The 13389-nt window shown below is 41.0% G+C and carries 14 protein-coding genes and 1 other annotated feature; of the genes, 12 read left to right on the plus strand and 2 right to left on the minus strand.

Annotated features, from left to right (window positions below):
• Position 1: 1 nt before the first annotated feature.
• From GMD5S_RS0204535 to GMD5S_RS0204570, 8 genes are all read left to right on the plus strand, one after another.
• Complete coding sequence (locus tag GMD5S_RS0204535) at positions 2-1750, plus strand: ABC transporter ATP-binding protein (RefSeq protein WP_000828807.1); 1749 nt, start codon at positions 2-4, stop codon at positions 1748-1750.
• A gap of 100 nt (positions 1751-1850) precedes the next feature.
• Positions 1851-3110 (plus strand): TRZ/ATZ family protein, encoded by a 1260-nt coding sequence (locus GMD5S_RS0204540; RefSeq protein ID WP_000870139.1) that lies wholly within the window; start codon positions 1851-1853, stop codon positions 3108-3110.
• A gap of 61 nt (positions 3111-3171) precedes the next feature.
• Positions 3172-3307, plus strand: a sequence feature (ribosomal protein L10 leader region).
• Between the two features lie 38 nt (positions 3308-3345).
• Positions 3346-3846 carry a 50S ribosomal protein L10 gene (rplJ, locus tag GMD5S_RS0204545; protein WP_001287275.1) on the plus strand — a complete coding sequence of 167 codons (501 nt, stop codon included), beginning with the start codon at positions 3346-3348 and terminating at the stop codon, positions 3844-3846.
• 74 nt (positions 3847-3920) lie between these two features.
• Positions 3921-4289 (plus strand): 50S ribosomal protein L7/L12, encoded by a 369-nt coding sequence (gene rplL, locus GMD5S_RS0204550; RefSeq protein ID WP_001196964.1) that lies wholly within the window; start codon positions 3921-3923, stop codon positions 4287-4289.
• Between the two features lie 228 nt (positions 4290-4517).
• Positions 4518-5420 carry a DUF2268 domain-containing protein gene (locus tag GMD5S_RS0204555; RefSeq protein WP_001166696.1) on the plus strand — a complete coding sequence of 301 codons (903 nt, stop codon included), beginning with the start codon at positions 4518-4520 and terminating at the stop codon, positions 5418-5420.
• A 62-nt stretch (positions 5421-5482) separates the two neighbouring features.
• Positions 5483-5851 (plus strand): EXLDI protein, encoded by a 369-nt coding sequence (locus tag GMD5S_RS0204560; protein WP_009013639.1) that lies wholly within the window; start codon positions 5483-5485, stop codon positions 5849-5851.
• Positions 5852-6063: 212 nt separating this feature from the next.
• Positions 6064-7068 (plus strand): NADP-dependent oxidoreductase, encoded by a 1005-nt coding sequence (locus tag GMD5S_RS0204565; RefSeq protein WP_000261421.1) that lies wholly within the window; start codon positions 6064-6066, stop codon positions 7066-7068.
• A 16-nt stretch (positions 7069-7084) separates the two neighbouring features.
• Positions 7085-7729 (plus strand): TetR/AcrR family transcriptional regulator, encoded by a 645-nt coding sequence (locus GMD5S_RS0204570; RefSeq protein ID WP_000444592.1) that lies wholly within the window; start codon positions 7085-7087, stop codon positions 7727-7729.
• A 206-nt stretch (positions 7730-7935) separates the two neighbouring features.
• On the opposite strand, the gene GMD5S_RS0204575 is transcribed toward GMD5S_RS0204570, so the two are convergent.
• Together GMD5S_RS0204575 and gdhA are read right to left on the minus strand one after the other, a co-directional pair.
• The gene (locus tag GMD5S_RS0204575; RefSeq protein WP_001053557.1) at positions 7936-8421 is read right to left on the minus strand and encodes a GNAT family N-acetyltransferase; all 486 of its coding nucleotides are present in this window, start codon (positions 8419-8421) and stop codon (positions 7936-7938) included.
• A 31-nt stretch (positions 8422-8452) separates the two neighbouring features.
• Entirely contained in the window at positions 8453-9799 is a 1347-nt protein-coding gene (gdhA, locus tag GMD5S_RS0204580; RefSeq protein ID WP_000199514.1) for an NADP-specific glutamate dehydrogenase, read from the minus strand.
• A 205-nt stretch (positions 9800-10004) separates the two neighbouring features.
• Between gdhA and GMD5S_RS0204585 the strand changes: the two genes are divergently transcribed.
• From GMD5S_RS0204585 to GMD5S_RS0204600, 4 genes are all read left to right on the plus strand, one after another.
• On the plus strand, positions 10005-10940 hold the full coding sequence (locus GMD5S_RS0204585) for a dihydroorotate oxidase (RefSeq protein ID WP_000255165.1): 936 nt from the start codon (positions 10005-10007) through the stop codon (positions 10938-10940).
• A 32-nt stretch (positions 10941-10972) separates the two neighbouring features.
• Entirely contained in the window at positions 10973-12010 is a 1038-nt protein-coding gene (gene holA, locus GMD5S_RS0204590; RefSeq protein WP_000879628.1) for a DNA polymerase III subunit delta, read from the plus strand.
• Positions 12011-12079: 69 nt separating this feature from the next.
• Positions 12080-12685, plus strand: a complete 606-nt coding sequence (sodA, locus tag GMD5S_RS0204595) for a superoxide dismutase SodA (protein WP_000974733.1) — start codon at positions 12080-12082, stop codon at positions 12683-12685.
• A gap of 155 nt (positions 12686-12840) precedes the next feature.
• A complete protein-coding gene (locus GMD5S_RS0204600) occupies positions 12841-13371 on the plus strand; it encodes a YutD family protein (RefSeq protein ID WP_001224385.1) in 531 nt (176 codons plus the stop codon).
• Positions 13372-13389 lie beyond the last annotated feature (18 nt).

Below are 13389 nucleotides of genomic sequence, written 5' to 3' on the forward strand. Positions count from 1 at the left end.
CATGAAACGACAAACCGCAAACCAGACGCTCAAACGTTTGGCCATAGATTTAGCAAACCATCCTTTCCTCCTTTTCCTTGCCTTTCTAGGAACTATTGCCCAAGTTGCTTTATCGATCTACCTACCTATCTTGATTGGGCAGGTCATTGACCAGGTCCTCGTAACTGGTTCTTCACCAGTTTTTTGGCAGATTTTCATCCAGATGATCTTGGTGATCATAGGAAATACACTGGTACAATGGGCCAATCCTCTTCTTTATAATCGTCTAATCTTCTCTTATACCAGAGACTTGCGGGAGCGAATCATTCATAAGCTCCATCGGTTACCGATTGCTTTTGTGGATCGGCAGGGCAGTGGAGAGATGGTTAGTCGTGTGACCACAGACATAGAACAGCTGGCAGCCGGCTTAACCATGATTTTCAATCAATTTTTCATTGGTGTTTTGATGATTTTGGTTAGTATTCTAGCCATGCTCCAAATTCATCTCCTCATGGCCCTCTTGGTCTTGCTGTTGACGCCCCTGTCCATGGTGATTTCACGCTTTATTGCCAAGAGATCTTATCACCTCTTCCAGAAGCAAACGGAGACGAGAGGAATTCAGACTCAGTTGATTGAAGAGTCTCTTAGCCAGCAAACTATTATCCAGTCCTTCAATGCTCAAACAGAGTTTATCCAAAGACTGCATGTGGCTAATGCCAACTATGCAGGCTATTCTCAGTCAGCCATCTTTTATTCATCAACGGTTAATCCTTCAACTCGCTTTGTCAACGCACTCATTTATGCTCTTCTTGCTGGAGTAGGAGCTTATCGAATCATGATGGGGTCCACCTTGACCATCGGACGTTTAGTGACTTTTTTGAATTACGTCCAACAGTACACCAAGCCCTTTAATGATATTTCTTCTGTTTTAGCTGAGTTGCAAAGTGCTTTAGCTTGTGCAGAGCGTGTCTATGCTGTCTTAGAAAGTCCTGAGGTTGTTGAAACAGGTAAGGAAATCTTGACCAGTGACCAAGTTAAGGGAGCCATTTCCTTTAAGCATGTTTCTTTTGGATACAATCCTGAAAGGATCTTGATTAAGGATTTGTCTATCGATATCCCAGCTGGTAGCAAGGTAGCCATCGTTGGTCCGACAGGTGCTGGTAAGTCAACTCTTATCAATCTCCTCATGCGTTTTTATCCTATTAACTCGGGAGATATCTTGTTAGATGGGCAATCCATTTATGATTATACCCGAGCGTCATTGAGACAGCAGTTTGGGATGGTACTCCAAGAAACCTGGCTCAAGCAAGGGACCATTCATGACAATATTGCCTTTGGAAATCCTGATGCCAGTAGGGAGCAGGTGATTGCTGCCGCAAAAGCAGCCAACGCAGACTTTTTCATCCAACAGTTGCCACAGGGATACAATACCAAGTTGGAAAATGCAGGAGAATCTCTCTCTGTCGGTCAGGCTCAGCTTTTAACCATTGCCCGTGTCTTTCTAGCTATTCCCAAGATTCTCATCTTAGACGAGGCGACTTCCTCCATCGATACGCGGACAGAAGTGCTGGTACAGGATGCCTTTGCCAAACTCATGAAAGAGCGAACAAGCTTTATCATCGCCCACCGCCTGTCAACCATTCAGGATGCGGATCTGATTCTAGTCTTGGTGGATGGTGACATCGTGGAGCATGGTAACCATCAGGATCTCATGGCTAGAAAGGGCAAGTATTACCAAATGCAAAAGGCTGCGGCTTTTAGCTCTGAATAATCCTTTCTATTTTGAAATCTTATGGATAAAAAGAGTTGCCTTCGGGTGACTTTTTTGTTACAATAGCTAGAAAAAATTAGGGTCTTAGAAGGAGAAAACAATGAAAGTCTATCATCATCTAAATATCGTGACTTGTGACCAAGATTTCCATGTTTATTTGGATGGTATCTTAGCCGTTAAGGACTCTCAAATCATCTATGTCGGTCAAGAGAAACAAGAAATTTTAAATCAAGCCGAGCAGATTATAGACTATCAGGGAGCCTGGATTATGCCTGGTTTGATCAATTGCCATACCCATTCAGCTATGACAGGATTGAGAGGGATCCGAGATGACAGCAATCTCCATGAATGGCTCAATGACTATATCTGGCCAGCAGAAGCAGACTTCACTCCTGACATGACTACAATAGCAGTCAAGCAGGCTCTGACAGAGATGCTCCAGTCAGGAACAACAAGCTTCAACGATATGTATAATCCCAATGGTGTGGCGATTGAGCAAATTTATCAGGCAGTCAAAGCTTCCAAGATGCGTGGTTATTTCTCACCGACCCTCTTTTCTTCAGAGGCAGAATCAACTGCTGAGACTATGAGCAGAACACGAGCCATCATAGAGGAAATCTTAGGATATGAAAACCCAAATTTCAAGGTTATGGTGGCTCCACATTCTCCCTACAGTTGTAGTAGAGACCTTCTGGAAGCAAGCTTAGATATGGCAAAAGAGCTGGACATTCCTATCCATATCCATGTGGCGGAGACCAAGGAGGAATCAGGAATTATCCTGAAACGATACGGCAAACGCCCCCTCGCATTTCTAGAAGAACTAGGTTACTTAGATCATCCGTCTGTCTTTGCTCACGGGGTCGAATTAAACGAGAGAGAAATTGAACGTTTGGCAACCTCTCAAGTGGCCATCGCTCACAATCCTATTAGTAACCTCAAACTGGCCTCAGGGATCGCTCCAATCATCCAACTGCAAAAAGCAGGAGTAGCAGTCGGAATTGCGACTGACTCAGTTGCTTCCAATAACAATCTAGATATGTTTGAGGAAGGACGGACCGCAGCCCTTCTTCAGAAAATGAAGAGTGGAGATGCCAGCCAATTCCCTATCGAGACAGCCCTTAAGGCACTGACAATCGAAGGGGCTAAGGTTCTAGGAATGGAAAATCAGATAGGAAGCCTAGAAGTTGGCAAACAGGCAGATTTTCTGGTCATTCAACCACAAGGAAAAATCCATCTTCAACCTCAGGAAAATATGCTCTCTCACCTGGTTTATGCTGTCAAATCCAGTGATGTTGACGATGTTTATATCGCTGGAGAACAGGTGGTTAAGCAAGGCAAAGTTTTGACAGTAGAGATTTAAAAAATTTTAAAAAAAGTTTGCAAAAATCTTGCATTCTTTTTTTGTCTATGCTATACTTATATACGGTTTGAAAAAACTGCCTAAGACAGTAGGGGAGCTCGACTCATAAAGATCCTACCGAGGACAAAACGTATCATGTAAAAAGAAGCGTATTGTACTTTCGTGTCTAGGTTTGGGCGCGTTTTTCTTTTGGAAAAATTCCCCAAGCAAAATAATTACGGAGGTGAACACACTAATGAGTGAAGCAATTATTGCTAAAAAAGCGGAACTAGTTGACGTAGTGGCTGAAAAAATGAAAGCTGCTGCATCTATCGTCGTTGTAGACGCTCGTGGTTTGACAGTTGAGCAAGATACAGTTCTTCGTCGTGAGCTTCGTGGAAGCGAAGTTGAGTATAAAGTCATTAAAAACTCAATCTTGCGTCGTGCAGCTGAAAAAGCTGGTCTTGAAGATCTTGCATCAGTATTTGTTGGACCATCTGCAGTAGCATTTTCTAACGAAGATGTTATCGCACCAGCGAAAATCTTGAACGATTTTGCTAAAAACGCTGAAGCACTTGAAATCAAAGGTGGTGCAATCGAAGGCGCTGTCGCATCTAAAGAAGAAATCGTTGCTCTTGCAACTCTTCCAAACCGCGAAGGACTTCTTTCTATGCTCCTTTCTGTACTTCAAGCGCCAGTGCGCAACGTTGCTCTTGCAGTCAAAGCGGTTGCAGAAAACAAAGAAGACGCAGCTTAATCTTAAGCTACGCAGCGTAGCCTAGCTACGGAAAAACTATTATAAAATTAAAAACTTATTTGGAGGAAATAACAATGGCATTGAACATTGAAAACATTATTGCTGAAATTAAAGAAGCTTCAATCCTTGAATTGAACGACCTTGTAAAAGCTATCGAAGAAGAATTTGGTGTAACTGCAGCTGCTCCTGTAGCTGTTGCTGCAGCTGGTGCTGCTGACGCTGGTGCTGCTAAAGATTCATTTGACGTTGAGTTGACAGCTGCTGGTGACAAAAAAGTTGGCGTTATCAAAGTTGTACGTGAAATCACAGGTCTTGGACTTAAAGAAGCTAAAGAACTTGTTGATGGTGCACCAGGTGTCATCAAAGAAGGCGTTCCAACTGCAGAAGCTGAAGAAATCAAAGCTAAATTGGAAGAAGCTGGAGCTTCAGTTACTCTTAAATAATAGAGCAACTACATTAGTAGCTTAAAAACATGATTAAACCGCTATTCTTAGGAGTAGCGGTTTTTTCTGTTTAGAATGGTAAATCTACCTCTAAATTATAGTCTGATACGAAAGTTCTAGGGTGCTTTTTCTAACAGTTACTAGAATCTTGATAGAAATTCAATTTTCTTCTTGACTCTGACCTTAGGTAAGGGATTATACTAATAATAGATAAGAAAGGAGATTACTATGCAAATCAATATGATTCGTTCAGATGAAGTTTACCAAGAGATGCTCGAGCTTCCTTTGGAAAAGAGAGAGGGCTGTTTTCGAGCTAAAATATTAGCACCTTTTGCTACGAAATACCAAACTCAACATATTCCTCTGAAAGCCAAGTATCCCGGAGGATTTGATGCTTTGTTCCTACTTGGTTTTATGAATCAGCTACCCGGAACTCTGTCAGAGAAGGATAGACCAGCTATCGACGCTCTGAGCTCTGATCAACTCTGGCAAGACTGCCAGAATACCATCAAGAGGAGTATTGGTCTTTTTGAGCAGGCTGGCTATGACTTAGAGGTTGAGGATTACCATTTTACTATTTTATTGGGCAACCCTGAAAAGCCCATGTTACAGCTCAATAAGGGTTATAGTGGAGATGGTGGAATTCCAGGCTACCTCATGCTTAGTCTGCTACCAAATGACTATACTTTACCCCGTGTGCAGGCGGCGTTAGCCCATGAGTGCAATCACAATGTCCGCTTTCAATTTGTCAAATGGAACCAGCAGACGACACTAGCAGACTGGGTAGTCAGTGAAGGATTGGCAGAGTTTTTTGCTGCTGAGCTCTATGGCAAAGATCTCATTGGGCCTTGGGTTACTTCAACCAGTCCAGAGCAGTTAGAAGAGATTAAGCCCATCATCTCAAGTCAGCTTCAGCTAACGGGGATGGCGGAAATGGCACCATATCTCTACGGTGATGAAATAGCTAAGATACAGGGTCAGATACCAGTTGGAATGCCTTATGCTGCGGGCTATGCTTATGGCTATCATCTGATACAAGCCTATCTGAAAATGACTGGCAAAACTATTATTGAAGCAACTGTGACACCAACGGAACAGATTTTAGAGGCGACTAAAGATTTTTGGAAATGACACTTTTGCTTGAAAATCTGCCAGAGTCTGATATAATGAAAGTAATTTTTGGAGGTGACTATATGCACTATAAAAGAGTTGAATTAAAAGTTACAAATCAAGGTATCCATGAGCGCAAGATCTTTCAAGGTGTTAAGATTTTCAGTCGTAGCAAGTTGTCCAAAGATCAGAAAAGTATTCTAACACAGAAGCTTTACCTGACACCGAAGCAAAACATTGTTTACTATCAACGGAAAGATATCAACTATGACCAGAACTGGCATCATAATAAGGACTATTATGAGCTAGCTTATGGCCAGTTGGACAGAGAGACGGTTTTTAAGGTTTGCCAAGATTTTGACGACCTGACTCCTTTTATAGAGGATGAGCTGCTGGAGAAGCTAAAAGAAAAGCGGTCAGCAGGCAAATTTTTTGAAAAATTAGATATATAAAAATCCGACTGCTTTCATAAGCAGTCGGATTTCTCTAATTTATAGTTTGATAATTTTTCATAAGGGAAAATAGATCTATTTTTATCATGAACAGCTAACTTAGTTAGAAATTGTAGAAACAGTATAGTTGAAATCTATGAAGAATAAGTGTATAATCAAAAAAATGATTGAGTGCTCACTCAATTTTGTAGATGTGTAAAGGAGTTCATACAATGGTTGTTCAAGCAATACAATATAGTCGTTTCGGTGATGAAGAAGTGTTAGATTTAGTGAACATTAAATCTGATTCTTTGAAACTGAATCAAGTGAGGGTAGAAGTTCATGCAGTTGGTTTAAATCCTATTGATTATAAGACTTTTGAAGGTGCAAAGCCACTCCGATTTCTATCTTTTATGACAAAACTCAGGAAGCCAAGTCGTTGGTTTGAGTCAAAATCATCTCTTTTTCCAAGAGGTGTTGGTCGGGATTTTGCTGGAGTTATCACAGAAGTTGGTGAAGGAGTAAATCGGTTTGCAGTAGGGGATAAGGTTTTTGGAACAATGATCAGTGACCCTGGATTGGGTACCAAGAGGGGAGCTTTGGCAACAGAAGTTTGTGTCAATGAATCAGAAATTGTGTTGAAACCAGAGATGATTGATATGAACCATGCAGCTACTATGGGTGTAGCCTCTCTAACAGTGGGAGGTGCTTTTAGAAAGATTGATCTAAACTCTAAAGATGTTGTAGTTATTTCAGCAGCAGCAGGTGGTATTGGAAGTATCGCAGTACAGTATGCAGTTGCTAAAGGTGCGACAGTTATTGGAATTGCAAGTAAGAAAAATTCAGATTATCTAAAGTCCTTAGGTGCCATACCAGTAGCTTACGAAGGAAACATCCAGAATGCTCTTCTATCAGCAAGTCCAACGCCGATTACAAAGTTCTTGGATTGCTATGGAAGTGATTATGTTAAATTGGCTTTCAGTTTGGGATTGAAGGGCACTGCTATTGGAACGTTAGTACCTTCACCATATGTTATGATAAGAGGTGCTCAGTTCACGGGTCCGAGACATTCCACATATGATGATTTTAGAGTTCTAGCGGAAATGGTCTCAGATGGGAAGGTTCGGCTGAATATTGATCAGGTTTATGATTTTTCTCTAAAGTCTGTTAGAGAGGCATATCGTAGTCTGAAGTCGGGACACACTCGAGGTAAGAAGGTTATAAAAGTAAGAGAGTAGCAGAGAGGTGCCAGCAATGGAAAGTTTAGAACAAAAGTATGCTCAGACATTAGAAAATAGCAACTTGAGTTTAAAACAACGTCAAGTATTATTATCAAGTCTAAAGCTATTTTCAGAAATTGGCTTTGAAAATACAACAGCCAGCCTTATTGCTAAGGAGGCTGGAGTTTCAGAAGGGACCGTTTTTAGTTACTTTAAGACCAAGGAAGGCATCTTAGAGGCTATTCTGTCAACTTTTCTCGAACAGGTTATTCCAGATGTAATTGCTGATTTTTCTGAGAAGAAATTTACAGCAAGCCAAGAGAGTTTTCCAGTGTTTTTGAGAAGCATTGTTCGAGATAGACTAGTTTTCATTCAGGAGAATCAAATGCAAGTTAAAATTCTCTTGAGTCGTTCTTTTATTGATGAAACTACTTCTGACCAGTTAGGGAATGTTATTGTTCACTCTATCATTAAGTCAATTAGTCCAGTTCTGAATCAGTTTAAAGAGAATGGTGTTATCCGAGATTGGTCAAACGAAAGAATTGTTCGCTATATTTTAGCCTTGAGTCTTTCTTATGCTCTTCCAATGATGTTGAATGATAATGAGGACCTAGACATAGATGAAGCAGTAAATGAAATAGTTGAATGTCTGTCTTTTGCCTTAGTAGAAGTAAAATAAATCTTGATTTTAAGCTTACTATTTTAAATAGTGAGCTTTTTTGAAGCCAACATAAAAATCCCCAATCATAATGATTGAGGATTAAGCAAATGAATCTTAAACAATACCTTAACTATCATAGCCTTGGCTACATTGTTAAAAGTTGTTTTAACTGTGTGGAGGATCTTGATCCTGATGTCTTCGAGTCGATCATAGTATACTGCCATCTATTCATCTGACAAGAGAGATTTTATCATCCAGATATTCATAGCTGGGTGGCCGGCGGCGTTAGAAAGTGGTTGTTTTAGTGCTGTAAAATCATAGTGTTGATAGATGGTCACAGCCGTAGCCAGTTCAGTAGTAGTTTCTAGATAAAGCTGTTCATAACCTGCTAGGCGGGCTTCCTGGAATATGCGCTTTATCAACCTACTGGAATAACCTTTGCCACGACTGTTTTTAGTGACATACAGTTTTTGTAATTCAGCAATCTTATCAGACACAGGTGCAAAGCCACCACAGCCAACCAGCTGATCTTCATCTTCCAGAATAAAGTAAGCTGCTCTCTCTTGCTGTTGATAATAGTCGGCCAAATGATCTAGATGAGAATCAAAGTAGACAGTTCCTGGTTTGTCAAGCCCGAATTCTTCAAGGCTAGCTCGAATGAGTTGTGCTACAGCTGGATTGTCTTTTACTTCCATTGGCCGTAAGTTCATCATTAGTCCTCCGATAGGATGTATCGACTAGTTAAACAATACCTTGTGCAATCATAGCGTTTGCTACATTTTCAAAGGCAGCAATGTTAGCTCCTGCAAGGTAATCAGTACCAAGACCGTACGTTTCAGCGGTTGTTTTAGCTGTATTAAAGATATTGGTCATGATATCTTTGAGACGGCCGTCAACTTCTTCACGTGTCCATGAAAGGCGAAGGCTATTTTGGCTCATTTCAAGGGCTGAAACGGCTACACCACCAGCATTAGCAGCTTTGGCAGGTCCGTAAAGGATTCCGTTTTCTTTGTAGACTTTAATCGCGTCAAGGTCACTAGGCATGTTAGCACCTTCTGAAACGCAGATAACTTCTTGAGCAACCAAACGTTTAGCTGCGTCACCATTGATTTCGTTTTGAGTCGCACATGGAAGAGCGATGTCGTAGTTACCAGCGTAAGTCCATACAGAACCTTCATGGTAAGTAGCAGTTGCTTTCTCAGCTGCATACTCAGTCAAACGAGCACGGCGTTTTTCTTTAACATCAACCAAAAGATCGAAGTCAATACCATTTTCATCGATGACATAACCGTTTGAGTCAGATACAGAGATAACAGTCGCACCAAGTTCAGTCGCTTTTTGAAGAGCATATTGAGCTACGTTACCAGAACCTGAAATTACCACTTTCTTACCAGCAAAACTGTTACCATTAGCTTTGAGCATTTCTTCAGTGTAGTAAACCAAACCATAACCAGTTGCTTCTGGACGAATCAAGCTACCACCAAATCCAAGAGGTTTACCAGTCAAGACACCCGCATCAAATTGGTTAAGACGTTTGTACTGTCCGTAAAGGTAACCAATTTCACGTCCACCTACACCGATATCACCAGCAGGTACGTCAAGAGATGGTCCGATGTATTTTTGTAATTCTGTCATAAAGCTTTGGCAGAAGCGCATCACTTCAGCATCAGTCTTCCCTTTAGGATCGAAGTCTGATCCACCTTTACCTCCACCGATTGGAAGTCCAGTCAAAACGTTTTTAAAGATTTGTTCGAAGCCGAGGAATTTCAAAATCCCTTGGTTTACAGTTGGGTGGAAACGAAGTCCGCCTTTATATGGTCCAACAGCTGAGTTGAATTGAACACGGTAACCACGGTTCACTTGGACTTTTCCATCGCGGTCAACCCAAGGAACTCGGAAAGAAATTACGCGCTCAGGCTCAGTGATACGTGCCAAGATGTTTTCTTCGATATACTCGGGATGTTTTTCAAATACAGGTTCCAAAGTGCTGAAGAATTCTTCAACCGCCTGGAGAAATTCAGCCTCATGCCCGTTACGAGCTTTCACAGTTGCAAACACGCTTTGGATATAGTCTTTAGCAGATGTCATATCGTTCTCCTTTTTGTTGTTATATTTTATTACATGAGCCATTATAGCAGAATTTTTTTTGAGTGTAAAGAAAAAAACAGAAATTTTCTAAAAATTCTTTCAATTTACAAAACCGAACGTTTTATATAGAAATTAGTTTCTCAAAGAGAAAATCTTAAAGTATGGTATAATATTAGAAATAAAAGGAATCTGGAGGATCAGAATCATGGTATCAACGAAAACACAAATAGCTGGCTTTGAGTTTGACAATTGCTTGATGAATGCAGCGGGTGTGGCTTGTATGACGATAGAAGAGCTTGAAGGGGTCAAAAACTCAGCGGCGGGTACTTTTGTTACGAAGACTGCGACCTTGGACTTTCGTCAGGGCAATCCTGAGCCACGCTACCAGGATGTTCCACTTGGTTCTATCAACTCCATGGGCTTACCAAATAATGGCTTAGACTACTATCTGGACTATCTTTTGGACTTGCAGGAAAAAGAGCCAAACCGAACTTTCTTCCTATCTTTAGTTGGCATGTCTCCAGAAGAAACACATGCCATCTTGAAAAAAGTTCAAGAGAGTGAATTCAAAGGACTGACAGAGCTTAATCTCTCTTGTCCAAACGTTCCAGGAAAACCTCAGATTGCCTATGATTTTGAAACAACAGACCGTATCTTGTCAGAGGTATTTGCCTACTTTACCAAACCTCTTGGAATCAAGTTGCCACCATATTTTGATATTGTCCACTTTGACCAAGCGGCAGCTATTTTTAACAAGTATCCACTCAAATTTGTTAACTGTGTTAACTCTATCGGGAATGGTCTCTATATCGAAGATGAGTCTGTCGTTATTCGCCCTAAAAACGGTTTTGGAGGCATTGGTGGAGAGTATATCAAACCGACTGCTCTAGCGAATGTGCACGCCTTTTACCAACGTTTAAATCCCCAAATCCAAATCATCGGAACGGGTGGCGTTCTTACGGGTCGTGATGCCTTTGAACATATCCTCTGCGGTGCGAGTATGGTGCAAGTAGGGACCACTCTTCACAAAGAAGGTATCAGTGCTTTTGAACGCATTACCAATGAACTAAAAGCAATCATGGCGGAAAAAGGATACGAGAGCCTAGAAGATTTCCGTGGGAAATTGCGCTATATTGATTAAGTTTAATAAAAAATCAGAAGAAAGGAGAGATGATGCTTGCCATTGAAGACAGTCAGACGTTGACTTTATCAAATCTATCTAGCTTGAATCTATTTACAGGGACAGATCAGGGCCAGTTTGAAGTTATGAAGAGTCAAGTGTTGAAACAGATTGGTTATGATCCAGCTGATCTCAATTTTGCTTACTTTGATATGAAAGAAGTAGCTTATAAAGACTTAGAGTTGGAGCTGGTCAGTCTCCCTTTATTTGCGGATGAGAAAATCGTGATATTAGACCATTTTGTCGATATCACAACAGCCAAGAAACGCTTTTTAGCAGATGATGAGCTCAAGTCGTTTGAGGCATACCTTGATAACCCTTCGCCAACAACCAAGTTATTGATATTTGCAGAAGGAAAACTGGATAGCAAGAGACGATTGGTCAAACTGCTCAAACGTGATGCCAAGGTCTTTGATGCAGTAGAAGCTAAAGAACAAGAATTGCGCCAGTATTTCCAAAAATGGAGCCAGAAACAAGGTTTGAAGTTTGCGGAAAAGTCTTTTGAAAATCTACTCATCAAGTCTGGCTTTCAGTTTAGCGAAATCCAGAAAAATCTCCTCTTTTTACAGTCTTATAAGCCAGGCGATGTGATTGAGGAAAAGGATATTATCGAAGCCATTCCCAAGACTCTTCAGGACAATATTTTCGACTTAACTCAGTTTATTTTAGCTAAGAAGATTGATCAGGCCCGTGACTTGGTCAGAGACTTGACCCTGCAAGGGGAAGACGAAATCAAGCTCATAGCTGTCATGTTAGGACAGTTCCGAACCTTTACCCAAGTGAAAATCTTATCAGATTCTGGTCAAACGGAATCGCAGATTGTAAGCAGTCTGGGGACTTATTTGGGACGCAATCCTAATCCTTATCAAATCAAGTTCGCATTAAGAGATTCGAGAGGGATTTCCTTGGCTTTTCTCAAGCAAGCGATTTCTTATTTGATTGAAACAGACTACCAGATTAAGACAGGTGTCTATGAAAAAAGTTACTTGTTTGAAAAGGCACTCTTGCAGATCGCGGCTGAAGCAAATTGAGCAAAAAACTTGAAAAAAGAGGATGATTGCGTTATCATTTTCTTATAGAAAGAAAAAGAGGTATTACAGATGGCTATTATCTTACCAGACCTTCCATACGCGTATGACGCCTTGGAACCATACATCGATGCTGAAACAATGCACTTGCACCATGACAAGCACCATCAAACCTACGTCAACAATGCCAATGCTGCTCTTGAAAAACACCCTGAAATCGGTGAAGACCTTGAAGCTTTGCTTGCTGATGTAGAATCTATCCCAGCTGATATCCGCCAAGCGCTTATCAACAATGGTGGTGGACACTTGAACCACGCTCTTTTCTGGGAATTGATGACTCCTGAAAAGACTGCCCCTTCAGCAGAACTTGCAGCAGCAATCGACGCAACATTTGGTTCATTTGAAGAGTTCCAAGCAGCCTTTACAGCAGCAGCTACAACACGCTTTGGTTCTGGCTGGGCATGGTTGGTTGTCAACAAAGAAGGGAAGCTTGAAGTGACTTCAACAGCAAACCAAGATACACCAATCTCAGAAGGTAAAAAACCAATCTTGGGCTTGGACGTTTGGGAACATGCTTACTACGTGAAATACCGCAACGTGCGTCCTGACTACATCAAAGCTTTCTTCTCAGTGATTAACTGGAACAAGGTAGACGAGCTTTACGCAGCAGCTAAATAATAAAATATGGAGGGAAGAATTGTTCTTCTCTTTTTAAGGTTTTCAAGCAGAAGTCTGACAGAATCGTCAGACTTTTTTCATTTTCAGGATATTCGTGCCAACTTGTAGAAAATATGGTAAAATAGAGTGTTAAGTAATCGTGGAAAAGGAAGACTATGCGTAAAGAAATTTCACCTGAATTATACAATTATAACAAGTTTCCTGGCCCAGAATTTCAGATAAATGGGGATAAAGTTGAGACTGAAGGGATTGCTTTTACCTTGGTTGAAAATATCAAGGAGGCTTTCGATGTGACCGTCTTTAATCAGCGCTTTTCAGAAGTGTTGACCAAGTTTGATTATGTCGTAGGGGACTGGAGCAATGAACAGCTTCGCCTACGAGGTTTTTACAAAGACGATCGAACAGAGGAAAAAATTGAAAAAATCAGTCGCTTACAGGATTATCTTTTGGAGTACTGTAGTTATGGTTGTGCTTATTTTGTCCTAGAAAACCAAGCACCTAAGCGTGCTTCATTTGACAAGAAAATACGTAAAAAGGAAGAGGAGAATCTTCCTAGAAGAGGAAAGAAACCTTCGCAAAACAAGAGAAAACCAAATGCGGATAAGCGAAATAGACGTCGTCATAAGGACCAAAAGTCTCAGAAAGAGGACAAGGGACAGCGCCATTTTGTCATTCGTCAGAAATAGATAGAGAATAAGGAGAAG

Source organism: Streptococcus sp. GMD5S (genome assembly GCF_000298715.2).
Lineage (GTDB): Bacteria > Bacillota > Bacilli > Lactobacillales > Streptococcaceae > Streptococcus.